General features: G+C 44.4%; 25 protein-coding genes, 1 tRNA gene and 1 pseudogene. 9 read left to right on the top strand and 18 right to left on the bottom strand.

Features of this window, described 5'->3' with window-relative positions:
• Nucleotides 1-14 precede the first annotated feature (14 nt).
• The 3 genes from K3G25_RS16735 to K3G25_RS16725 form a co-directional block, all read right to left on the bottom strand.
• A complete protein-coding gene (locus tag K3G25_RS16735; RefSeq protein WP_021495233.1) occupies nt 15-1,832 on the bottom strand; it encodes a polysaccharide biosynthesis protein in 1,818 nt (605 codons plus the stop codon).
• Between the two features lie 222 nt (nt 1,833-2,054).
• Nucleotides 2,055-2,735, bottom strand: coding sequence for a protein tyrosine kinase EpsB (locus K3G25_RS16730; RefSeq protein ID WP_007407393.1), 681 nt, complete (start codon nt 2,733-2,735; stop codon nt 2,055-2,057).
• A gap of 5 nt (nt 2,736-2,740) precedes the next feature.
• Entirely contained in the window at nt 2,741-3,448 is a 708-nt protein-coding gene (locus K3G25_RS16725) for a YveK family protein (protein WP_007613932.1), read from the bottom strand.
• A gap of 245 nt (nt 3,449-3,693) precedes the next feature.
• On the opposite strand from K3G25_RS16725, the gene slrR reads away from it, so the two are divergent.
• The 3 genes from slrR to K3G25_RS16710 all read left to right on the top strand — a co-directional run bounded on the left by slrR (nt 3,694) and on the right by K3G25_RS16710 (nt 6,020).
• Entirely contained in the window at nt 3,694-4,149 is a 456-nt protein-coding gene (gene slrR, locus K3G25_RS16720; protein ID WP_007407395.1) for an HTH-type transcriptional regulator SlrR, read from the top strand.
• 80 nt (nt 4,150-4,229) lie between these two features.
• Nucleotides 4,230-5,678: a carboxylesterase/lipase family protein gene (locus K3G25_RS16715; protein WP_072177062.1), complete on the top strand. Its 1,449-nt coding sequence runs from the start codon at nt 4,230-4,232 to the stop codon at nt 5,676-5,678.
• A 141-nt stretch (nt 5,679-5,819) separates the two neighbouring features.
• The gene (locus K3G25_RS16710; protein WP_014418938.1) at nt 5,820-6,020 is read left to right on the top strand and encodes a hypothetical protein; all 201 of its coding nucleotides are present in this window, start codon (nt 5,820-5,822) and stop codon (nt 6,018-6,020) included.
• A 31-nt stretch (nt 6,021-6,051) separates the two neighbouring features.
• Here K3G25_RS16710 and K3G25_RS16705 read toward each other — a convergent pair whose 3' ends face one another.
• Together K3G25_RS16705 and K3G25_RS16700 are read right to left on the bottom strand one after the other, a co-directional pair.
• Nucleotides 6,052-6,582: a dihydrofolate reductase family protein gene (locus K3G25_RS16705; RefSeq protein ID WP_017418861.1), complete on the bottom strand. Its 531-nt coding sequence runs from the start codon at nt 6,580-6,582 to the stop codon at nt 6,052-6,054.
• 79 nt (nt 6,583-6,661) lie between these two features.
• Nucleotides 6,662-7,291, bottom strand: a complete 630-nt coding sequence (locus K3G25_RS16700) for a YczE/YyaS/YitT family protein (protein WP_014305880.1) — start codon at nt 7,289-7,291, stop codon at nt 6,662-6,664.
• Nucleotides 7,292-7,424: 133 nt separating this feature from the next.
• On the opposite strand from K3G25_RS16700, the gene K3G25_RS16695 reads away from it, so the two are divergent.
• Nucleotides 7,425-7,943, top strand: coding sequence for a spermidine/spermine N(1)-acetyltransferase (locus K3G25_RS16695; protein ID WP_029973545.1), 519 nt, complete (start codon nt 7,425-7,427; stop codon nt 7,941-7,943).
• Nucleotides 7,944-7,985: 42 nt separating this feature from the next.
• On the opposite strand, the gene K3G25_RS16690 is transcribed toward K3G25_RS16695, so the two are convergent.
• The 5 genes from K3G25_RS16690 to K3G25_RS16665 form a co-directional block, all read right to left on the bottom strand.
• Nucleotides 7,986-8,474, bottom strand: coding sequence for a phenolic acid decarboxylase (locus tag K3G25_RS16690; protein WP_014305882.1), 489 nt, complete (start codon nt 8,472-8,474; stop codon nt 7,986-7,988).
• Nucleotides 8,475-8,495: 21 nt separating this feature from the next.
• Nucleotides 8,496-8,951 (bottom strand): DUF3237 domain-containing protein, encoded by a 456-nt coding sequence (locus tag K3G25_RS16685; RefSeq protein ID WP_029973544.1) that lies wholly within the window; start codon nt 8,949-8,951, stop codon nt 8,496-8,498.
• Nucleotides 8,952-9,159: 208 nt separating this feature from the next.
• Entirely contained in the window at nt 9,160-9,444 is a 285-nt protein-coding gene (locus K3G25_RS16680) for a DUF1433 domain-containing protein (RefSeq protein WP_160183218.1), read from the bottom strand.
• A 213-nt stretch (nt 9,445-9,657) separates the two neighbouring features.
• Nucleotides 9,658-9,945 (bottom strand): DUF1433 domain-containing protein, encoded by a 288-nt coding sequence (locus K3G25_RS16675; RefSeq protein WP_025649313.1) that lies wholly within the window; start codon nt 9,943-9,945, stop codon nt 9,658-9,660.
• A gap of 458 nt (nt 9,946-10,403) precedes the next feature.
• A complete protein-coding gene (locus tag K3G25_RS16665) occupies nt 10,404-10,748 on the bottom strand; it encodes a DUF1433 domain-containing protein (protein ID WP_060674026.1) in 345 nt (114 codons plus the stop codon).
• A 66-nt stretch (nt 10,749-10,814) separates the two neighbouring features.
• Between K3G25_RS16665 and K3G25_RS16660 the strand changes: the two are divergent.
• Nucleotides 10,815-10,925: pseudogene (locus K3G25_RS16660) on the top strand (sporulation transcription factor Spo0A); the annotation flags it as partial.
• Nucleotides 10,926-11,106: 181 nt separating this feature from the next.
• Here K3G25_RS16660 and K3G25_RS16655 read toward each other — a convergent pair.
• Nucleotides 11,107-11,421 (bottom strand): DUF1433 domain-containing protein, encoded by a 315-nt coding sequence (locus K3G25_RS16655; protein ID WP_014418946.1) that lies wholly within the window; start codon nt 11,419-11,421, stop codon nt 11,107-11,109.
• 51 nt (nt 11,422-11,472) lie between these two features.
• Here K3G25_RS16655 and K3G25_RS16650 point away from each other — a divergent pair, with 51 nt between their 5' ends.
• Together K3G25_RS16650 and K3G25_RS16645 are read left to right on the top strand one after the other, a co-directional pair.
• Nucleotides 11,473-12,900, top strand: a complete 1,428-nt coding sequence (locus K3G25_RS16650) for a lipase (RefSeq protein WP_232489420.1) — start codon at nt 11,473-11,475, stop codon at nt 12,898-12,900.
• 16 nt (nt 12,901-12,916) lie between these two features.
• Nucleotides 12,917-13,228 carry a hypothetical protein gene (locus K3G25_RS16645; RefSeq protein WP_007407407.1) on the top strand — a complete coding sequence of 104 codons (312 nt, stop codon included), beginning with the start codon at nt 12,917-12,919 and terminating at the stop codon, nt 13,226-13,228.
• A 58-nt stretch (nt 13,229-13,286) separates the two neighbouring features.
• Here K3G25_RS16645 and K3G25_RS16640 read toward each other — a convergent pair.
• The 3 genes from K3G25_RS16640 to K3G25_RS16630 all read right to left on the bottom strand — a co-directional run bounded on the left by K3G25_RS16640 (nt 13,287) and on the right by K3G25_RS16630 (nt 16,286).
• Nucleotides 13,287-13,362 (bottom strand) — tRNA-Arg (locus tag K3G25_RS16640).
• Between the two features lie 207 nt (nt 13,363-13,569).
• Entirely contained in the window at nt 13,570-15,039 is a 1,470-nt protein-coding gene (locus tag K3G25_RS16635) for a glycoside hydrolase family 32 protein (protein ID WP_014418948.1), read from the bottom strand.
• A gap of 14 nt (nt 15,040-15,053) precedes the next feature.
• A complete protein-coding gene (locus K3G25_RS16630) occupies nt 15,054-16,286 on the bottom strand; it encodes an MFS transporter (protein WP_007613980.1) in 1,233 nt (410 codons plus the stop codon).
• Nucleotides 16,287-16,676: 390 nt separating this feature from the next.
• Here K3G25_RS16630 and K3G25_RS16625 point away from each other — a divergent pair, with 390 nt between their 5' ends.
• On the top strand, nt 16,677-17,651 hold the full coding sequence (locus K3G25_RS16625) for a LacI family DNA-binding transcriptional regulator (RefSeq protein ID WP_029325818.1): 975 nt from the start codon (nt 16,677-16,679) through the stop codon (nt 17,649-17,651).
• Between the two features lie 246 nt (nt 17,652-17,897).
• Complete coding sequence (gene clpP, locus K3G25_RS16620) at nt 17,898-18,494, top strand: ATP-dependent Clp endopeptidase proteolytic subunit ClpP (RefSeq protein ID WP_003151513.1); 597 nt, start codon at nt 17,898-17,900, stop codon at nt 18,492-18,494.
• A gap of 43 nt (nt 18,495-18,537) precedes the next feature.
• Here the strand turns inward: clpP and pgmB are convergent, their stop codons facing one another.
• From pgmB to K3G25_RS16600, 4 genes are read right to left on the bottom strand one after another with little or no spacing between them, the layout of a single operon-like run.
• Nucleotides 18,538-19,227, bottom strand: coding sequence for a beta-phosphoglucomutase (gene pgmB, locus K3G25_RS16615; RefSeq protein ID WP_232489419.1), 690 nt, complete (start codon nt 19,225-19,227; stop codon nt 18,538-18,540).
• A complete protein-coding gene (locus K3G25_RS16610; RefSeq protein WP_232489418.1) occupies nt 19,224-20,909 on the bottom strand; it encodes a glycoside hydrolase family 13 protein in 1,686 nt (561 codons plus the stop codon). The genes pgmB and K3G25_RS16610 overlap by 4 nt, the downstream gene beginning before the upstream one ends.
• Nucleotides 20,902-23,175 (bottom strand): glycoside hydrolase family 65 protein, encoded by a 2,274-nt coding sequence (locus tag K3G25_RS16605; RefSeq protein WP_232489417.1) that lies wholly within the window; start codon nt 23,173-23,175, stop codon nt 20,902-20,904. The genes K3G25_RS16610 and K3G25_RS16605 overlap by 8 nt, the downstream gene beginning before the upstream one ends.
• Entirely contained in the window at nt 23,153-24,037 is an 885-nt protein-coding gene (locus tag K3G25_RS16600) for a DUF1189 family protein (protein ID WP_232489416.1), read from the bottom strand. Before K3G25_RS16600 ends, K3G25_RS16605 begins: the two co-directional genes overlap by 23 nt.
• Between the last annotated feature and the right edge of the window lies 1 nt (nt 24,038).

Raw genomic sequence — 24,038 nt, 5'->3', positions numbered from 1 at the left:
TTTCTGTCCTCCCATCACACGCCTGCGGCCGCTTCTTCATGTACTGATTCGATCGCCTCAAACAGCCTTTTTCTCAGCTCTTCTTCAGGCAGACGGCTGAATTCCTCCATAAAACGGATGAGCACGGCCCAATTCCCGTCCACCGCTTTCCCGATATGGATTTTCGGAAAAATCTGCTCCGTATGTACTTCATTATGATTCAGCAATTCTTCATACATCTTTTCTCCCGGACGGATGCCGGAGAATTCGATGGGAATCTGTTCTGTCGTATAGCCTGATAAATGAATCAGGTTTTTGGCCAGATCGACGATTTTGACGGGTTCTCCCATATCCAGAACGAAAATCTGCCGCCCTTTTGCAAGCGCCCCCGCCTGAATGACGAGTCTTGACGCTTCGGGGATCGTCATAAAATATCTTGTCATCGCCGGATGCGTGACGGTGACGGGTCCGCCTTTTTCAATCTGCTTTTTGAAAATCGGAATGACGCTGCCGCGGCTTCCGAGCACATTTCCGAAACGGACGGCGGCGAATTTGGTGCGGCTGATCTTTCCGAGGTTCATGATGACCATTTCCGCAAACCGTTTCGTCGCGCCCATGACATTGGCCGGATTGACCGCTTTGTCAGAAGAAATCAGCACGAATGTTTCCGTTCCGCACATGTCGGCGGCTTCGGCGACATTTTTCGTGCCGATGATGTTGTTTTTAACGGCTTCTTCCGGATTATGTTCCATTAACGGCACATGTTTATGGGCAGCCGCATGATAGACGACGTGCGGCTCGTATTTTTTCATCAAAGTAAAGATTTTATCTCTGTCCTGAATATCGGCGATCTCCGCGTGAAAGAGCACCTCTTTGCCGAAGCGTGCGGACAGCTCGGTATGTACGGAATGAATGCTGTTCTCCCCGTGGCCGAGAAGGACGATTTCCCGCGGAAGAAACGCGCTGATCTGGCGGCAGATCTCAGAACCGATTGAGCCGCCGGCGCCCGTGACCAGAATCGTTTTTCCCTTGATGCTGTCAGAAATTTTGCTCGTATCAAGGGTGACCGGCTTTCTGCCGAGCAGATCTTCGGCTTTTACATCCCTGATGTGTCCGGCAGCCTGCGTTCCGAGCAGGATCTCATCAAATTGCGGCATGATTTTAATATGGGCGCCCGTCTGCACACATTCTTTGTATAACGTCTGAAGCTCATGGGTGCAAAGAGACGGAATGGCGATGATAATATGGTGAATTCTCAGCCTCTGCACCGCCGGCATAATGCTTTCTTTTCCGCCGATGACGGGCAGGCCCATGATTTCGAGCTTATGCTTCGTCTGATCATCATCAATAAAAGCCACAGGCATGATTCCGAGATCGTTTTTCTGGGTAAGCTGACGGACGAGCAGCGTCCCTCCCGCACCTGCGCCGATGATCAGCGCCCGGGAAGAGTCATTTTGCTTCCTGCCGATCGTTTCTTTCAGCACCCGTGAAATCATCCGGCTTCCTCCGATGAACAATAGCTGAACCATCCAGCTGACGGCCAACAGCCGGAACAAAATCGTGTGGAACACCCCGTATTGGACGGCGGCTGTCACAGCTGCGGACAGCGTGATCCCCTTCAGCAGATCAAGCAGCTCGCCTATTCCCGTGTACGTCCATACCTGCTTATACTGGTGAAACATAAAAGCGCATACATGATGGCTGATCAGCATGCTCACGGCAGTCAGCAGCAACGCTCCGGAGTCATAAAAGTGATAAGAATCCTCAAAAAATTGATATCCTATAACAACGGAAAGTAAAACGAGATACGTATCCAATGCAAAAATCATTGAAAGTCTTCTCCGGTAAGTCAATCTTTCCCCTCCTCATTTATCGGTTTAGCTGATACGGTTTTCGTAAAAAAACAGACATAACAGCTAAGCCGATAACAATGCATCATCTTAAGATAAATTGGGCATTTAACCCGTCCTCACACCCCGCCACCGACGACCAGCATCTAAGGCAGCGAAAAACGCCGCCCACAGCAGAGCCGAGTGCCTCCGTTGATAAAGGTAAGGAGACATCACCTGCACCGCTCAATACGAGTAGTGCTCCGTTTTTTTGATTTTCTTTTTATTCAGCAGCGCCCCCAAAAGCTTTGCCTTTGACTGCTGGAGCGCGTCTCTCGCTTTTTGGACGGTATCCATTTTCGTTTTTCCGCTCAAGACGACGAGAACGCTTCCATCTGTCTGGTTCGCTAAAATCTGTCCGTCCGCCACCGCCAAAAGCGGAGGTGAATCGAAAATAACCAGACTGTACCGGCTGTACATCTCCTGAATCAGCTCTCCCATCGCCTTTGAAGATAAAAGCTCAGCCGGATTCGGCGGCGTCGGCCCGCTCGTTAAGACATAGAGGTTGTCAATCAGCGTTTTTTGCACCGTTTCGCCGAGGGAAGCGTTTCCGACTAACACATTCGTCAGGCCTTGTACATTTTCAAGCTGATAGGTCTCGTGTATCGTCGGTTTTCGTAAATCCGCATCGACGAGCAGCACCTTTTTTTCCTGCTGCGCAAATACCGCGGCAAGGTTGGCGGCGCTGAATGATTTTCCTTCTCCCGGAACGGAAGAAGTGACGAGAATAGAGCGCAAATGGGTCTGAACAGAGGAGAACTCAATATTTGTCCGAATGGTGCGGTATTGTTCAGCCACCAATGATTTGTGATGTAAAACGGATATTTGAGCCAGTCCCCTTCTTGATTTCTTTTTTCTGAATCCCAAACGCCTCACTCCCCGAAATGTTTTTCATCAGACCGTGTCTGCTGATTTTTGATGTCATACACAACCCCTAAAACAGGCAAGTCTGTTTTTTCGCTGAGCTGCCGCTCGCTTTTAACGGTTTCATCAAGAAAATGGAGAAAAAACGCAAGCGTCACACCCGCCATGAGCGCCGCACCGAACGCCATCATGATATTCCTGATGCGCGAAGGCTTGACCATCGGGCTTTCCGATGCTTTTGCCTCAGACAAAACAATGACGCCTTTTATATTCATCCTGTCACGGACTTCTTTTTTAAATGTCTTCATCAGCGTGTTCGCTATAGCGGCGGCCTGTTTCGGGTTCTCGTCCTGCACCGCTACGGTAATGATCTCTGAATCGGTTTCGCTGCTTGTCGTGATCTTTGCTTTTAAAGCGGATGCCGTCTCAGAAAGATGCAGCGTCTGTTTCACTTTCTCAAGCACTACCGGGCTTTTCATTATCGTTTGAAACGTATTGTTGTAATGAAGATTCAGCTGAACGTCGCTGAGATTCGAATTTTTTTCACCGCTTGTTTCATGAATGAGCACTTGGGTCGATGACTGATAAACGGGCGAAATCACCCGGAATTGGATGTATCCCGTCACCAGCGTTACAACTGCTGTCATGATAAAAATCAGTAAAAGTCTGTGTTTAATAATGTCAAATAATTCTTTAAAACTCATATTCTCATTCATGTAATTACAGCCTCATCCTTATTGCATCAGGCTTAAACGCCCCCTTCTGTTAATGATTGGATTATAAAAGAAAAGGTCGAAATTTGAAAATTTCAAATTAAGCCATTTGGTTCTTTTTAGAGAACATTATCATGATTTTCCTCTTATTTACTGCACTTACCTTATAATTTTAAATTTTATAAAGAACGAAAAATTTCTTATAATGAACAAAAAAAATGCCAGTATACAGGGGAGAATTCAGCACAATGATTGGAAGAATAATTCGTTTATACCGCAGAAGAAAAGGCTACTCTATTAATCAGCTAGCAGTTGAAGCAGGTGTCTCTAAATCTTATTTAAGCAAGATAGAACGGGGGGTTCACTCAAATCCGTCCATCCAGTTTCTGAAAAAAGTATCCGCCACCCTGCAGGTCGATCTGACGGAGCTTTTTGATGCCGAAACGATGCTGCATCACATGGGAGACACGGAAGATGAGTGGCGCATCCACCTTGTGCAGGCCGTGCAGTCAGGCATGCCGAAAGAAGAACTGTTCACCTTTACGAACAAACTGACTGAAAAACGCCCGGAGCCCGCACCCTACCGCAACAGAAAACTGACTGAATCCAACATTGAGGAATGGAAAGCGCTGATGCAGGAAGCCAAAGAACTCGGCTTGTCCGTTCAGGAAGTCAGATCATTTTTAGAACGGAAGCGTTACTAATGATATGCTGATGAAAAGGCTTTTATTCGCTTCATGTCTTCATCTCTGTTTATAATGAAAAGAAAAAAGGGGATGAAATGATGACAAAACTTACCGTTCAAACCCGCTTCGGCGCACTGAAAGGAACTGCCGGCCGCGGCGTCCGCACATGGAAGGGCATACCGTACGCGAAGCCGCCCGTCGGAGAGCTCAGATTTAAAGCGCCGGAGCCGCCCGCACCTTGGGACGGCGTAAAACATGCCGACTCGTTCGGGCCGATTTGTCCGCAGCCGGATGATATGCTGTCTATATCGTTTTCCGGAGATATACCGGCTCAATCTGAAGATTGCCTTTACCTCAATGTTTTCGCCCCCGATTCAGAGGGCGAAAAAAAGCCTGTCATGGTATGGATACACGGCGGGGCATTTTATTTAGGTGCCGGAAGCGAACCGCTTTACGACGGATCTGCCCTTGCCGCTGACGGAGATGTCATTGTAGTGACACTCAATTACAGGCTCGGACCGTTAGGCTTTTTACATTTGTCTTCTATTCATGACGCGTATTCCTCCAATATCGGGCTGCTCGATCAGATCGCCGCGCTGCGCTGGGTGAAGGACAATATCTCCGAATTCGGAGGAGACCCGGATAACGTCACGATATTTGGTGAATCGGCAGGCGGCATGAGCATCGCCTCCCTTATGGCAATGCCTGACGCAAAAGGCCTGTTTCATAAAGCCATTTTAGAAAGCGGCGCCTCTCATACGATCCCGGCGGACATGGCAAAAGACATCGCGGCGGCATTTATTCATGAAGCCGGCACTGATCAATTGCAGGAGCTTTCCGTTAATGACCTGCTTAAGACTGCGGATAAAGTGCGGCGCTCACTAGATCAAAACATTTTCCAGCTTTTGTTTCAGCCCGCCATCGATCCGGCCACATTGCCTGCGGAACCGGTGAAAGCCATAGCAGACGGGGCCGCAGAAGGCATACCTATGATTATCGGAACCAATCGTGATGAAGCATATTTGTTTTTCACCCCTGATACAGATATTCATTCCGAGAAAAAGCAGCAAGATTATTTGCATTATCACCTCGGAGAAAACTGCACCGAGCAAGCGGCAGATTTATATCCGCATTCATTAAAGGGACAAATCGATATGATGACGGATCTGATTTTCTGGCGGCCGGCTGTCGCTTTCGCACAAGGACAGTCCCAGCATGCACCGGTCTGGATGTACCGCTTTGATTGGCATGGCGAAACACCGCCGTTTCATAAAGCCGTTCACGCTCTGGAATTGCCGTTTGTGTTCGGAAACTTTGATTCTTTGAGAAAGACGCTGCAAGAACCGCTCGGTGACGACGCAGAACAGCTTTCCAAACAAATCCAATCCGCATGGCTCGCTTTTGCAAAAACCGGAAACCCGAACACCTCTCACTTCAATTGGCCTGAATATGAAACCGATTCACGCGAAACTTTGCTTTTCAACACGGATACCGCTGTCGAAAGTGATCCCGATGCAGCAAAACGCCGCATCCTGTTTCAAGCATAAAAAACGCCAAGGGAGCCGGCTCCCTTGGCGTTTCGTTTTCATCTTACTTCAGACATCGCAGAATATCCGTTTCCACATTACCCCTGATATGTTATATTCTAACCCAATAAGTTAAACAAACATTCATAAAGGAGTTTTTATATGGAGAAATCAAGTATTATCGGCACAGCTGCCGTTATAATTGGGGCGCTTATGACCTTAGTTTCATTTATCTTCCTGCGCGACACTGATTTCTATGCTGTGAGGTGGATAGGGGTTGTTATCATGGTTGCAGGGTTTTCATGCGGGCCGGCCCACACCATTTCAAAACATAAAAACAAACATGAAAAAGAAACCCGGTAACCTTTACTGGGTTTCTTTCATACACTTCATTTCATCTCACTTCATAATGCAACTCCGCAAATTGCTTATAGCGCCTGACATCAGTCAGCTTCAGCCCTGTCTCCCGGTCTCCGGGTTTGAACAAAGAAATTCCGCGGCCGAGCAGAACGGGGGCGATCTGAATGATAAACTCATCGACAAGTTTTTCCTCCAAAACCGGGTGCAGCAGATCACTCCCGCCGACAATCCAAATCCGCTTGCCTTCTTGGCGTTTCAATGCTTTTATAAAATCGGCAGGCTCTTCATGAATAAACCGCACATGTTCAGTGCACCCGGTCAATGTCCGCGAAAACACATAGCATTCTTTACCTTTGTACGGAAATTCCTCAGGCAATAAAACCAATATTTCTTCGTATGTTTTTCTGCCCATGATGATCGTATCGACAGATTCATAGAAAGCTTCATAATCGGTGCCGTCTTCACCTTCAGTTCCGATTAACCAATCTAAAGAGTGATTTTCCCGCGCAAGATAGCCATCTGCGCTGACAGCTCCGTAAAAAACGAGCTTTCTTTGACCGCTCATAAAAATCCCTCCCCCTTTTTTATTATACCTTGAACATGCGGATGAAATGAAAAATGATAGAACCGGATAAAAACCCCTGCTACCGGGTTTTCGTTTCTTCCTGCTTTGGAGATGCTGTTAATATGCCGTCTATCCATCTTCCGGTAATCGGCATAAAGAAATGAAGGATGATCCCGCCTAAACAAACGGTTAATAACGTTCCGATGCCTACCGGACCTTTTAGCATCACGGCCAGTATGAAAAATATGAAGTAAATGACCGTTCTTGAAAAAAAGATGCTTCTCCCGGTTAAATCGCGGACAATTAGCGTTAACCGATCAACCGGGATCGGGGCGAAATTTGTGTGCAGATAGGTTGCGGTTCCTATCCCTATCACAACTAAACCGATTGCAAAACAGCCCGCTTTTCCGTACCATAGTTCAGGCGTTATGACTCGATGCAGAAAAAAAAGCCACATATCAATCCCGATTCCCGTTATAAACGCCGTAATCATCCCTGAAAATTCCGGCCTTTGCCTTTTTAACATTGAATTACAGCAAATTAACAGGAAAGCGATGATGATTTCCCAGCTTCCCACGGTAAGCCCTGCATGGACGGACAATCCCACAATAAGCGCATCAAAAGGCGACGTTCCAAGATCTGATTGAATCGTGACAGAAATACCAAAGGTCAAGATCATGATTCCTAAAACATAAAAAACATATTTCACTTTATCGTCCTCATTTTCTTATTTTATGTTGCAAATACAACAAAATTACGGTATGTTTACTATACGGTATTTTCATTGCAAATACAACAAAAAATCAGCTGATATGATAAATGAAGAAAGGAGCTGTATGACCATGAGTATTCAATTAAAAAAGTGCAGCCTTAACGATATTACAGAGCTCCGGGAGATAAGCATTGAAACATTCAATGATACATTTAAGGATCAAAATTCACCTGAAAATATGAAAGCTTATTTGGAAAATGCATTCCGCTCTGAACAGCTGAAAAAGGAATTATCCAATCTGTCTTCTCAATTCTATTTTGTTTATTATCATGATGACCTTGCGGGGTATGTAAAAGTCAACATGAACGAAGCACAGTCAGAAAAAATGGGTGAAGATTCTCTTGAGATTGAGAGAATTTATATAAGAAAAAACCATCAGAAACACGGGCTTGGCAAATATCTGCTGAATGAAGCTGTGAAAATCGCAACAGCATACAATAAAAAGAACATCTGGCTGGGCGTATGGGAAAAAAACGAAAATGCAATCGCCTTTTATCAAAAAATGGGGTTTGTCCAAACCGGAGAACACTCTTTTTATATGGGGGATGATAAACAAGTCGACTTTATCATGACCAAAACCCTGTCGTAAAAGGATACAAAAAAACCCGGACAAGCTGCCGGGTTTTTTCTCTTATTTTAATTTTCCTGCGCGAATATCATCGGTCATTCCTTCGTACGGCGCTTCTGAAATCAATGTTTCGTTATTGATTCCCGCATTGTTGAGATACGTAATATCCGCAAACTCGGGAACGACATATTTCGGGTATGTTTCATATTTCTCACGTGACTCTTTCATCACGTCAATGTAATCATTTTGGTAGCACACCGTGATTTCCGGATGCTCATGCACCCATTTCGGGAAGAAAATAATTCCGTGCATCCGTTTTTCATTCGGCATAAAGTTTAAGGAAACGTCTGTGCCTGTCGGTTCAGTCCATGACACTTTGTATACGCCTTCTGTCAGCTTGACGATATTCACTTCCTGATCGCGCACCCAGCGGCCGCCTACCATTCCGCTATGAATCCGATAGTCGATCGTATGATCATTTTTAATATAGATTTCATACTCCCAGCCGTTTTCATACGTGTAAATCATATGGCTTCCGATAAAGTTTTCCATGTTGACTCACTCTCCATATTATTATTGAACTTCATAAATATCTAACCGAATGTCATCCGGCAATCTGACCGCAGCCCCGATAAACAGCCGGTCCTGCAGAAACTGATATGCCTCACTGCTTGTTTCAAACACAGGCACAGTGCGGAAATACACGTGCTCGGGTTCAATGATGCGCCCCTCTGCAGCCTGTTGGCGGAACGGTTCACTGACTTGGCGGATGCCGTTGTTCTCTACATAGATGACTTCATGCTCCTCCGTCTCCAGCGCATATCTGGCAGAAAGATCAACCCGGCCGTTCGGACGGATGATCTGGGCATCTGCCCCGCCCGGAAGAACACGTCCCTTTACGGCGCCGCTGACCGTTCCGCCCCGTATCGGAATCAACTGCCTTTTCCCTAATCCAGTCTGCCCCGCAACGATCGGTTCATCCACTTCAATCTGCAGAGACATCACTTTTTTTAAAGAAGGTTCCTTCAAGACGTATCACCTCCCGAGTTATTATGTTTACTTGAACATGTAACTATTTACACGTTTAATTGTAACGCTGTTAAAATGGACTGTCAAATAATGAGCTGTTTCCGGTTATGTTTTACAGTGTTCAATAAAAAAGACAAGGGCGGCACATGCCGAAACCCTTGTCTTTTTCATTATGCTCATATATAAAAAATGCCAGACGAGCGTCTTCTTAGTAATCGCAATCTTTATCTCTGCATTCTTTCTTTCTTACAGCGTCTATTGAGTGCCCCATGATCTTGTCATTTGCCTTATCGTAAGTACCATCGAATTTATTCGATGTATCACCGTTGTAATAGCCAAATACCTCTATCCCGCCCATTGGATCTATTTCGTATTTATCTTTAAATGTAACGTTATGTATTCCTTCATAATTCAATTTGGTAAATTTATCCATTCGTTCTTGAGCAATCTTTATCTCTTCAGCCTGAACATTTTTATCATTCATACTCTTCATTATAAAACATCCGGCTGCTATAAAAATAACCATGAAGATAATAATGTTTTTTTTCACAGAATCATCCGTCTCATGAGTTATGATGAAGCTCGCGGACTGGAAAAAATGACCGGTGACATCCGGTGCATTTAGGCGTCTTAAGATTTTTCTTCAGTGTCCACAGAGGATCATATAAGCGGCATTCCAGAGTACTTCTTTATTCCAGCGTCTTTTTTAGTATTCACATTCTTTTTCCTGACATTCGGGTTTCTCTTCCGCATCGACTGACGAAACTCCTATTTCATCATTCGTTTTGTCATAAAGTCCGAAAAATTCTTTTTCCTTATTACCATTCAAGTATCCCTTCACGGAAATACCACCCATAGGATTTATTTTATAATCGTTAATGTATGTAATTTGCTTTATATTTTTGTAATTAGCTTTTATAAAGCTTTCCATTTTATTTTTCGCTTGGATAAAAAGTTCTTGTTCTGCTTCTTTTTTATCATGTTGGTACTTCATGTAGATACTTCCTGACGCTATAGTTATTACAAATATCAGGACAATCATGTATTTCTTCACAGACTCATCCTTTCTTAAATTAAATTTACATTAACCTCAGAGTGTTGTACATGTCTAAAAAACATCAATGTATCAAATATCAGTGATCGAGATTACTTTTATATAAGCGTTAGTTAGACTAGCCTAAAGGGTGTGTGAACTTCTAAAAAAGTTTATAGTCAGATCTAGATTTAATGAAGGAGAAGGGAATTCAAAGCCAGAAGGAATTGGCTGATTTAGTTGGTTCAACTGAGGTTATGATAAGCAGATTTAAAACAAATACAAGATATGATATCACAACACTATTCATTATTAACAGAGGATTAAAAAATGTACCTATGAAAAATTTGTTTTATGTCCAGGAGATTAGAGGAAGAGCAATACAACAAAATTAGCCCAGCTCGATTGAGCGGGCTAATTTATCTTGTACAAAGCTTATCTTTACATTCTTCTTTTGGTTCGGCATCAACCGTATATGACAATATTTCTTTATTGCCTGGGTCATATAGACCTTCAAACTCTTTTTTTCCATTAGTATAACCCTTAACACTAATACCGCCCATTGGGTTAATATAGTAATCCTCAGAAAAATGGATATCTTTCACATTTTTATAGTTCGTTGTTAAAAACTTTTTCATATGATTCTGGGCTTCTTCGAATAACGCAATCTCTTTTTCCTTTCGATCATACTGATGCTTCATAAAAAGTCCCCCCACTGCTATAATTATTAAAATAAGGATAATTATGTACTTTTTCTTTTTCATTTGGAAATCAACCCTTTCCTATAAATAACTGTCGTTCTTAAGTAAACGAAATGAGCGAAAACTTGATATGAATATACTTTCAGCATGTCAAAAGCAAAGCTAACCAATTCAGAATTCATCGCGATTGTTGCTGACAAGTTAAGATTGGAACTTAAAGCGAGTGAAATGCTGATCTGACGTTTTTCCTATCGTTGAGTTATCATGATATTTGTACCGTTAATATCGGAGATACCTCGACAAATGAGACGGTAGAGGCGATTGGTCTCAGGAATAGGTTTGAACTGTATGAGAAACATATCACGAATTTTGTAAGATAATTAAACAAAATAAATACCCACTCATCCCTGATGTGGGTATTTTACCTTTCTTCGGCATTGACCACTGAAATACCTATCTCCTTGTTCGTTGGATCATATATACCGGAAAATTCTTTTTCTTTATTATTATTTATGTAGCCTGAAACTTCAACTCCGCCTGTCGGATCGATATTGTAGTCTTTTGAAAAATGAACTTCCTTTACATTTTTATAGTCTTTTTTTAAGTAATTCTTCATGTGCTCTTGCGCCTCAATCACAAGTTTTTCTTCGTTTTTATGTTTATCATATTGACGCTTCACGAAAAACCCTCCCACTGCTATAATTATAACAATTAGGATAATAATGTATTTTCTCATGCGTATCATCCTTTCGGAACTATTTTACAATATAAGAAAGGTGATGTATATATGCCAAAAGGAAAAGAAATAACCGTCTCTAATGTCACAGATAAAGAATATTACCGTTTGAGTCAAGCAGCTTACCATTATAAAATGTTAGCCCTGCATATGAAATATAAAACTCCTTATAAAATAAGTAAGACGTCATATTGGTACGTTGAGAAAGTGAAGCAGGATTCTGATACGGGTCTTGATGCCTTTGTATTCTCAAAAGGCATCAAGTCCAAAAACGGTAAATGGATAAAATCAAAAAACCCCGAAAACGTGGTCGTCGCCTTTGCGGGAACTGATATCGCAAAAGACCCGATCAATGACGGCGTAAAAGCGGACGGCGGGAACATTGTTTTTGGAAGCGACCCCAAAAAAGAAGCTCATTATATCGTTGAAAAGGACGCGAAGGATACGTCTAAAACACTCGGAAAATATAACGGCACACCTTCTCAAGACGCCATGCTCACAACCGGAAAGTATAAGCTGATGACGAAAACATCGCAAATTGATCAAGCCGATCAGCTGGTACGCAGCGTAAAGAAAAAGTATGCCGGAACGTCAACGATTATTTCAACAACCGGCCATTCACTCGGCGGCGCTGAGGCCGAATACAGCGCGGTGAATAATGATGTGTATGCCGTCGCGTTTAACAGTCCTTCCGTCGTGAAGCTGCACGATGAAGAAACACAGAAAGAGATCAACAGCGGCATATATGATCCTTACATCCGGTCAATTATCAATCCGGACGACATGGTCGGGGCAGGTTATTGGAACGAATATGACCGACACAACGGGACAACGATTTACACGAAAAACCCCTCTCTCTCACAGTTCAGCCGAAAGCAGCGGCTTGATGGGAAATTGAGCGAGCAGATCGGAAAAAATCTCGCTTATTTCTTCACTACCGTCATTCTGAGAAATCCGGATACACACGGCTTAAACGAAGCAAATTTCGTGTTCGACAGAAACGGAAATATCGCAAATCCGAACGGAGATGAATTAGTCTTTGATAAAAACCTCGGCGCTCTTCTGCCGGCCGGTGCAATCGGAAGCGCAGATACAATAAAAGTAACGCCGACAAACGCAAAGAAGCTGGCTGAAAAGGTGCAGGCTATGACTGAGGATTTGCGGACGATGAAAAAAGAAGCGCAAAACGCCTATCAAGAACACGATGAAAAAATCGCCGAGCTGAAAACGGAATTTTACGGCCAAGTCGGACACGGCTTGTATGATCAGCTTCAAGCACAGGACGTGACCAATACCATTGAAGATATTGCGCTATCTTACGATAAAGGCCCGATTTTTTATGACACTCAGGCTGAGCAGGCGTTTATTGATTCTTTGCAGGCAGCGATCACAGACCTTGAAGAGATCGGCGGATTCTTACATAAAATAGCAGACGAATTTCAGAAAAAAGACCAGATGCTCGCAAACTGGTTAAGATGATAGAGGTGGATACATAATGCCGACATTAGACGAACTTTTAGAACACAAGGACGATCCAATGAAGAAAATGCTGCAGCGGCAGATGCTGAAAACAGGGATGACGCAGGCAGCGGGGACAAAATTGGAGACAGTGCGCCGAACGCTGAAACCGACATTCGAAATGGATACGTTGAAAGATGAATTATATGAAGTGTATTCAGCACTATTGAACAGCTTTGAAGGCAAGGCGCAAAAAGCTCTCGCGCAGCGGATCAGTGAAAGTGCGCGGCTGATTGCCGGAACCGAACATAACAGAGACACATTCGTTAACAGTTTCAAAACAAGATAAAATAAAAAACCTCACAGATTTAACATCTGCGAGGTTTTTCCTATCGTCTTAACTGAGACGCGCTCGGAGGGATTCGAACCCCCGACAGACGTGGTACCGGAAACCACCGCTCTATCCAACTGAGCTACGAGCGCACGTTTTTTCAATCAGATACCTTTATATTATAATAAAGAAACGCACAGAAAGCAACTCTTTTTTGATAATGCAACAACAGGATTATGCAGCTTCCTCATGCAGCATAATCCTGCATCGTATAACGGCATTGATTTTCACAAAAAAACCATTTCAGGCGGACTGCCCCCGGATCGGTACATTTCCAGCCACTTCAGAAAAAGCACGTTTCAGCTTTTTTTCCAAATGTCCTTTAACGTCCAATAGGTGAATTCCTCAACCTTTACGGCGCCTTTCTCAGAAAACAGCTCAATCCCCAATCTGCCTTCATTCGGATAGATACGGCTTGTCATCGTTGTTTCTCCATGATTGGCGAATACTTCAATCGAGGATCTGTCAATAAAGATACGCAGCGCCAGCTTGCCGTTTGTATCCGTCTGCACCCTTCTCACACCGTCTTTCGCTTTCCCCATCTTGGTGCAATCAAGTGTCAGCTTTTTATCCGTCAGATTGTATGTCAGCACAAGTTCTTCTTCGTCAAGGCCGCGAATCTTAAAACCTGCCGTTTCGGCATCAGAATCGTTTATATCAAACACGACTCGGACTTCAAGCAGGTCTTCGGACGTCTTTGCCAAGTAACTCCCTGAAACCGATCGTCCGGCACATTCCCGATATTCCATTTTCCGCAGCTGCTTGGTTTCTTCCACGGGATTCATCAAAAGTTTATGATCATCACGCAAAGTCAGTTCTCGCGGCAAAGTCAGTGCACCGCACCATCCGTCCGCTTTTGTCGGCATCTCAGATTCCCACATATCCATCCAGCCGATGGCAATTCTGCGTCCTTTATCATCTAATAATGTTTGCACGGCGTAAAAGTCATGGCCGTGATCCAGTTCTTTAAAAGCGCCGTGTGTAAATTTGTTTGTTTCATCATGATAGTCACCGATTAAATAGCCGGTTTGATGTAAATTTTGATAGGAATCACCGTCCGCCTCGATCCCCTGGGGCGAAATCAGCAGGACATGTTTGCCGCCTAATTCAAAGAAATCAGGACATTCCCACATATAGCCGAGATTACCGTCACTTTGGGCGAGAACCCCCGCGTATTCCCAATCACGCAAATCAGGTGAACGGTATAAAACGACCCGTCCGACGTTTTCTTTTGAGGAGTTGCCGATGACCATATACCAAACATCGCGATGCTTCCATACTTTCGGATCGCGGAAATGACGGGCGCTGTCTTCCGGCGGTTCCGCAATAACAGGGTTTTCCTGAAGCTTTTCAAACACGGTTCCATCTTGGCTGACAGCGATATTTTGAGTTTGATAGAATAGGTCTTTCTCTTGATCAATTATATTATGTCCTGTATAGATGAGGGCCAATCTTCCATGATCATCGACCGCGCTTCCCGAAAAACAGCCGCTTTGGTCGAATTCATCCCCCGGAGCTAAGGCAACCGGCAGGTGCTCCCAATGAATGAGATCTTTACTTTTTACATGTCCCCAATGCATCGGCCCCCAATGCTCATCATACGGATGATGCTGAAAAAAGACGTGGTATTCTCCTTTAAACTGAATAAGTCCGTTCGGATCATTGATCCAATTCGCCCGGGGCATAATATGGTACCCCAATCGATATCTTTGTTTCACTTTACCCTCGGCTTCCTTCAAAGCTTCTTCCGCCTGCTGAATTCTATCCATTTGTAACATCCTCTCTATCCGATTTTTTGCAGACGCTGGACACGCCTGCTGTTTTGTTTCGGGCCCAATAAAGTAAATATGGAAATGACGGTAAAACCGAAGACGACGATTCCCATGATGAGATAGGTTTGACGGAACCCCGCACTGTCATATAATCCTCCCGCAAGCGGCGACAGAATCGACGCGCCTGCCTGAGATGCGAATTGAAAACCGACGAGATAAAGGACGGACGACAGACGCGTATCAAAATTGGCAGCCAAATATTTAAAAACAGCGATCAGCATAATCGGCAATTCCAGTGCGTGGATGAGTTTCATTGATGAAATGCCTACAGGCTCAACTGCAATTCCCGACCCGACGATGCGGAAAGCCATTAAAAACCCCGCTAAAATCAAACTGTTTTTCGCCCCGAACTTATTGACGATAAAAGGCGCAAGAAACATCATGCCGGCCTCCAAAAACACTTGGAATGAATTAAGATAGCCGAATACTTGGTTACCCGTCGACACTGAAGGAAACAAAGACGCATAGTAGATCGGGAACTGCTGATCATATACGCCGTAAATGCAAGTCACCCCGATAATGTACATCATAAAAAACCAGAAATCTCTTAGTAAAAAGAGCCGCCCCACATCTTTTAACCGGACCGAATCCGCTCTGTTTTTCTCATGATCGGTCATTTCTATTTTTACAGACATGATGATGGCCGTTAATATGACGGCTGAAACAGACGCGATCCAGAAGTTGATATTGGGATTGATATTGAAAAGCTGACCTGCAAAAAATGCAGCCGCCGCCCAGCCCAGCGAGCCCCACATTCTAGATTTTCCATACTCGAAATCATATTTACGGCTGACCTTTTCAATGTACGTTTCAATCGCGCCTATCCCCGCCAAAAAAGCGGCTCCCAAATATAAGCCTCCGACAACGGCGCCAAGAAAGACGTTATATTGTAAAAGCGGCCCATAGACGAAGATATAAAACGGACCCGTGAATATGAGAAGACAGCTGATCATAAACAATATCTTTTTCTTCAGCCCCAATTTGTCAGAGATAAAACCGTAAAGAGGCTGCATGCACAGGGCAAATACGGCGTTTACAGAAAAGATAATGCCTGTCGCTGATCCGTTTAAATTGATTTCCTGCCCTAACCAAATCGCAAATAAAGAATAGCTGGAAGACCAAGTAAAAAAGAAAAAGAAGAAATAAGCACTCAGTTTCCAATACAGACTTTTTGAGCTTTTCATTTGCACCGCTCCTTTAATAGGGCCTTTTAATAGCCGTTTTAGAGCCGCATACTTCCTTCTTCATTTTCATCACATACATGCGAGCTCCGAGTAAGCGCTTACTTTACATCGCTGCTTGATTCTTTCACTTCATTGCCGCCAGCCATCTCTCCATACCCGTCACTTCCCCTCACTCCATAAATAAAGCGCTTTCAAAGAGAATTGTATGTCAACCGGTTTCATATGTCAATCGGTTGACATAAAATTTTCTGATTATTTCAATCAAACAAAACACACCCTCTTTATATGAAAACAGAAACATGGAATGTCCTTGCACATGTCAGCCTGATTCTCTAAAATAAGTGCGTGACGGAAATTGTAAGCCATTTCAGTAAGCAGGAGGGCACGGGAATGAAGCCTAACATTCATGATGTTGCGAAAATAGCGGGAGTTTCATCTACAACCGTTTCGCGGGTATTAAATAACCGCGGCTATATCAGCGAAAAAACAAAAGAAAAAGTGTACAAGGCGATGGAAGAAATCAATTACTTTCCAAACGATCTGGCCCGCTCTTTATTCCGAAAACGAACCAATTTAATAGGACTTATCATCCCAAACTCCAGCAACCCGTTTTTCGGCGAACTCGCCTTTCATATTGAAAGCATTTGTACGTCCATGGGCTACAAACTGCTGCTTTGCAACAGTTTACATCGAAAGGATAAGGAAGAAAAATATTTGGAGATGCTGATAAGAAACCAAGTGGACGGCGTGATCGCCGTGACTTACAACCGGGGAATTCTCAATTATCACAAGCAAAATCTGCCGATTGTCGCCATTGATCATTACTTATCGGACACGATCCCCGTCGTCGGCTCAGACAACTATGACGGCGGAAAAAAGGCGGCAGAACTGCTGATTGAAAAAGGGTGCCGGCACATCGTCCATATCAACGGCCCGCTTGAACTCGAGACACCGGCAAACCTCAGAAGAAAAGCATACGAAGACGTCATGCACGAACACGGACGGAAGCCTATTACATATGAAGTACCCTTTTATCAGCATTACCATGACATTATTTCAACATTATTCGATGAACAGCCTGACACCGACGGAATTTTTGCCAGCGATGATATCATGGCGGCTGCCGTGATGACTGAGGCCAAAAAACGGGGAATAGACATCCCGAATCAATTAAAAGTGATCGGTTATGACGGCACTGAAACCGTTCAATCGGTTCTGCCGGACTTGGCAACCATCCAGCAGCCGATTGAATTGATTTCCAAAACAGCCATTGAGATTTTAGCAAAAGAAATTGAAGGCGAATTTGATGATTTGCCGCTGGAAACGTATTTGCCGGTACGGCTTTTGGAAGGGCGGACAACGTAGTCAGACCCTTCAGCCGTACGTAGCGACGCGATTGCGGTCTATTTTGAGCGCTCCGGCCATATCATTTTCTCAAGCGCCGGTGCTGATCATCCTCATTTCCACTTTGCTGTTTGAACTTTTTGTTTTATGGGAAAAATGGTGTTAGAAGAAAAGGTTGGCATTTTGGTCAGCGTTTTGTTTGACCTTTATTGACCAAAAATGTATCATGTAAATACATACTTACCTAAAAGGTGAAGGAGGAGCATTATGAATTTAATACCTACAGTCATTGAACAAACGAACCGCGGAGAAAGAGCTTATGACATTTACTCCCGTCTTTTGAAGGACCGTATTATCATGCTTGGATCTGCGATTGATGACAACGTTGCGAACTCCATCGTGTCACAGCTTTTATTCCTTGAAGCGGAAGACCCTGAAAAAGATATTTCCATTTACATTAACAGCCCTGGCGGATCAATCACTGCCGGTATGGCAATCTATGATACAATGCAGTTCATTAAACCGAAAGTATCCACGATCTGCATCGGTATGGCCGCTTCTATGGGAGCATTTTTACTTGCAGCCGGAGAAAAAGGCAAACGTTACGCGCTTCCTAACAGTGAAGTTATGATTCACCAGCCGCTTGGCGGAGCGCAAGGACAGGCGACAGAAATTGAAATCGCGGCAAAACGCATTCTCTTGCTTCGCGACAAATTAAACAAAGTGCTTGCTGAACGTACCGGCCAGCCGCTTGAAGTCATTGAGCGCGATACAGACCGCGACAACTTCAAATCAGCTGATGAAGCCTTAGAATACGGCTTAATCGATAAAGTGCTGACACGCAATACAGAAGACCAGAAGTAATGCCCAAAAAACCTGCAAGAGATGATGTCTCTTGCAGGTTTTTTCACTCTCTGATGCTTTTTAAAACCTTTCCCCTATACTGCTTCCATTCTACCTTCAACAGCTCAAACGACAATTCACCGGTTTGCCTCACAACCAGATCAGCACCAAGCATCGACTGTTCACGTCCGACACCGACCGCGAACATCCCGGCAGATTTGATTGCAGATATTCCTGCTTCAGCATCTTCTATTGCCGCGCATTCAGCCGTGGAAACACCGAGCAGCGCTGCAGCTGTTAAAAAGATTTCGGGATCAGGCTTCCCCTTCGCAAGAGCCGCCGGGTCAACAATGGCTTGAAAATCATCGATAATCGCCAAACGTTTTAAGATCTCGCGGGCATTGCGGCTTGAAGATGCTAACCCGATTTTTATATGTTCATTTTTTAATTCACAAAGAAGCCTGCCGATTCCCGGCAAAAGATCTTCCGGCGTCAATCTGCTGATCAACGTTTGATAATATTGATTTTTTTGATGCAGCAGTTCTTGTTTCTCCGCATGTGTAAATCTTTTTTCCGCTCCGCCAAAAATAAGGATCCTTTCAAGTGACTCTTCTCGGCTGATTCCTTTCAGGCTTTCATTCATACTTCTGTCAAAGGGAATATCAATTTGTTCTGCGATGTGCTTCCAAGCAAGAAAATGATATTCCGCAGTATCTGTTATCACTCCGTCTAAATCAAAAATAACCGCTTTCATATGCTGATGCCCATCACAGCTTCATAAGGTTTGAGGCTGATACTCTTCAAGTCAGCCGGCTCCTGCGGATAGTTCGAAATCAGGATTTTCCAACGCTCATGGAACAGCTCGGGAGGCGCTTCGAACCGGGCCTTTTCTTCCGATAAATTCACAACGACGAGAAGCTTTTTCCCTTGATATTTACGGATATAACAATAGATTTGCGGATCATCTTCCAGCAGCAGCTGATAATCTCCGTATACCATGATCTTATGTTGCTTTCGTAATTGAATGAGCTTCTGATAGTAAAAGAAAATCGAATCTTGATCTTCCAAGGACTCTTTCACATTGATATCTTGATAACGGGAATTTACCGGCATCCATGGGTCTCCGGCTGTGAATCCCGCATGTTTTCCGGCATCCCACTGCATCGGTGTTCTCGCGTGATCCCTTCCTTTTATCATCACGGCTTTGACAAACTCTTTTTCTGTCATCGTCTTGTTTTCGATGACTAGTTCACGGTATGCATTTTTTATTTCAAGATCGTCATACATCTCCAGCGGCATATCACTGTTGACCATGCCGATTTCTTCTCCCTGGTAAATAAACGGTGTGCCTTTCATCCCGTGGAGAACCGTTGCGAATGCTTTCGCACACTGTTTTCGCAGCTCACCGTCATTGCCCCAGCGGGAAATCACCCGCGGCTGATCGTGGTTCTCAAAATACAAGGTATTCCAGCCGCTATTCATCAACCCGGTCTGCCACCTTGTCATCGTTTGTTTTAAAGCAATCACATCAAACGGCTTGATCTGCCATTTCCCATTTGGCGAGTTTTGTTCTGTATCGATATCCATATGTTCAAATGTAAAGATCATATTCAGCTCTTGCCTGCCTGCATCCGTATATTTTTTCGCCTCTTCAATATCAGAACCGTTTGCCTCTCCGACTGTCATGCAGTCGTAATGAGAAAGCACTTCCCTGTTCATCTCTTGAATAAATTCATGCAGGCGGGGACCGTTAGAGTGGTAACGGCCGACAATAAAGTTTTTGCTGTTATCTGTTTCATAGTCCGGAAAATCGGTATGTTTGGAAATGGAGCCGATCACATCCATCCGCCAGCCGTCAACGCCTTTATCCATCCAGAACTTCATCAGATCATACACTTCCCGGCGAACGGCTTCATTTTCCCAATTTAAATCAGGCTGTTTTTTCGAAAAGTAGTGCAAATAATACTGTCCTGTCCCTTCATCGAACGTCCACGCCGAGCCTGAAAAAATCGATCCCCAATTATTCGGCTCAGAACCGTCCGATTTCGGGTCTTTCCAAAAATAATAATCCCGGTAAGGATTGTCCTTCGACTTGCGGCTTTCAGCAAACCAGGCATGTTCATCCGACGTGTGGTTCACGACCAGATCCATGATGATTTTCATTCCGCGCTGATGCACTTCATCAATTAACTGAAACATATCTTCATTTGTTCCGAATTTTTCGTACATGTTTCTGTAGTCACTGATGTCATAGCCGTTGTCATCCTGCGGAGAATCAAACACGGGCGACAGCCAGATCACATCCGCGCCAAGTCTTTTGATATAATCAAGCTTTTTGATAATGCCTTGTAAATCCCCAAATCCATCTCCATTGGAATCATAAAAACTGCGCGGGTAAATTTGATACACGACAGCTTCTTTCCACCATTCACTCATCAGGCATTCTCCTTTCACATCGTTCATTCAGCACCATCGGTTCTCCATAAACTGTGATGGACACCGGTTCTCCTTTGACAAGCTCAAAGATGGCGCGCCTTTCTTCGACCGTCACCTTGATCAAGCGGTTTCGATAATTGATATGGAACGAGTAACCGTCCCATTCATTCGGCAAAAATGGGGTGAATGAGAGCGTTCCTTTTAAAGTACGCATGCCGGCAAACCCTTGGACGATCGCCAGCCAGCTTCCCGTCATTGAAGTAATGTGAAGGCCTTCCTCCGTATCACGATTGTAATTGTCGAGATCAAGCCTTGCTGTACGCTTATATAATTCAAGCGCCTTCTTTTCCATCCTCAATTCGGCAGCGAGCACCGCGTGAATGGAGGGCGATAAGCTTGATTCATGAACCGTCATCGGTTCATAAAATTCATAGTTGCGGCGTTTTTCGTCTATAGAGAAACGGTCAGGAAATAAATAAATGCCTTGCAGCACATCGGCTTGTTTAATAAAGCTGGAGCGGAGGATTTTGTCCCATGACCAATTTTGATAAAGAGGCCGTTCAGCTGGATCTAATTCGTCAACTGATTGCAGGTCTTTGTCCAAAAATGTGTCATGCTGAACGAAAATTTGCAGTTCTTCACTATACGGATAGTACATGTGCCGGATGATTTCTCTCCAGACTTTCAATTCTTCTTCCTGCACATCCAGAAGGCGGCGTTTCTCCGCTGAGATCCTTTCGAGACTTTGCAGAGTATAATCCAACGTCCAAGCCGCAATGACATTCGTATACCAATTGTTGTTAACGTTGTTTTCGTATTCATTCGGCCCTGTGACGCCATGGATCATATACTTATTTTTTCGTTTCGAGAAGTGAACACGGCCGGCCCAAAACCTGCTGATCTCAACAAGAACATCTATACCGTATTCTTCCATATAGGCGCGGTCGCCTGTATATTGGACATAATTGCAGATCGCATAGCAAATCGCGCCGTTGCGGTGAATTTCTTCAAACGTAATCTCCCACTCATTGTGGCATTCATCTCCGGTAAACGTCACCATCGGATAAAGCGCCCCCTTCATCCCCAGCTTGGCGGCGTTCCGTTTGGCAGCCTCCAAATGATGATAGCGGTACAAAAGCAGGTTTTTCGTGACTTCCGGCTCGGCTGTCGCCAAATACATCGGAACGGCATACGCCTCGGTATCCCAATAGGCGGCACCGCCGTATTTTTCGCCTGTAAATCCTTTCGGTCCGATGTTCAAACGGGCATCTGCCCCGTAATATGTCGAGAATAACTGAAAGATATTGTAGCGGATGCCTTGCTGAAGTTCCTCATCTCCCTTTATCTCTATATCCGCTTTTGCCCATCTTTCCTTCCACTTGGCAATATGCTGCTGTCTCGCTTCTTCATAACCTTGCTTAAGAATAGCCGCCAAAAGCTCCTCCCCTTTCGAAGTAAGCTCTGCTTCTTGAACATCGCGTGAAGTCGTGACAACAATAAACTTTTTCAATGAAGCTTTGTTTTGGTAGCTGAAGCGATTTTCAGCATACATGCCGGAAGTTTGAAAGCTTTGACTGACATAGCCTTCTGTCAAATTTTCCATTAAGGCGGAGACCGTGAAACGCGGCGTTCCGAACGGATTGTCGAGCGTTTTTGCCGTTATATGCCCGCGGCGGTAATCCGCTCCTGTCTCTTTTTCCTGCCAAAACCGCTCTTGATAGTTTGAATCTTCGTTTACAACATTGCCATCAAGATAAGGAACAAGCGTAATAGCGGCGTCCCCTGTCAGACACTCCGCTTCATAATGAATCGCACATAGCTCTTTTGCGGCCAGGCTGAGAAATCGTTCTGATTTGATTCGCACGGTTTTATCCTGAATACGGACAACAGCGCTCCTCCTCAGAATTCCTTCTTTCATATGAAGCTCTAACTCAAATGATTCGAGTCGGTTTTGGTAGAGATCGACTTTTTCACCGTCAACATACACATCTATTCCAATAAAATTCATCGCATTGATCACTTTTCCGAAATAGTCCGGATACCCGTTTTTCCACCAGCCTACCCGCGTTTTGTCAGGGAACCACACGCCTGCAATATATGTGCCTTGATGGCTGCCGCCTGAATACCCCTCTTCAAAATTCCCCCTGATGCCCATATAGCCGTTGGCAAGAGAAGTCAGGCTTTCCTGCAGCCGTATATACTCTTTTTGAAATGTATTGGTTTTGATTTTCCATTCATCAATCTCAAACAACCGCTGATTTATCATGTCTTCCTCCCGAATGAACATTTTCATTATGACGGCGGGTTTTGGCCATATATCTGAATAAAAAAGCAATCATCAACGTGACGCCGCATGTATGAACCATTAATACAGTAATCAAATCAAAGCGGATCAGCCCGATAGCAGCTGCCGCGAATGCAGGCAGAGCCGATGCGCATATCGCTGCAGAAGCTGCTTCCTTACATGACGCGATATCGATCATTTTTGATAATTTTGCCATCCAGATGCCTCCCGCAAGCACAGCTGTAAAAAATAGCTGGATCAAAAAAATCACTGCGCACCCCAGCATCATGATCATCGGCTTATACTGTGCAAGCCACAATTGACCGATAAGAGCCTCCGTCTCATATACGCCCGGGTCCGTAAGCTTGGCGTCCGCTTTCCCATAGCGAACTGAAAACCCCATTCCGTTTTGGTCGGTAATAATCAGCCGGTCAGGCTGGAATATGACCGCGTTGTCATATCCTTTTACACGCAAACGCCCATTTTCACCGTTTGGTTTCCATTCATGCTCCATATCGACTGCCAGCAGATGGTTGCCCTCTTCAATTTGATCAAAACGCTGTCCGCCTGTCAGTTTTCCGTTCCTGATTTGAATACCGTTTAATTGTTCGGCAAAACGATCATTCACTGCAGAAAGCGCCGCAGGCATAACCAATTTGAGGCTGAAGCGGTCCATTTTCAAAAACGACATCGTAAACGGCGCCATAAGGCAGGACGTTAAAAACATAAAGAGAAAGGAGAGCTGAAGCCAGCTGAATGTTTTCCCGTAACGGCAAATACCTGACGGAGACACCGATGCTTTAAGACTGCGGATCATAAAGCTTTCATTATGCACATTCTTCATT

It is taken from the genome of Bacillus sp. FCW2 (assembly GCF_021228595.1).
Classification (GTDB): Bacteria; Bacillota; Bacilli; order Bacillales; family Bacillaceae; genus Bacillus; species Bacillus velezensis.
The sequence above is the reverse complement of the archived record's forward strand: the minus strand, read 5'-3'. Positions and strand labels throughout refer to the sequence as shown.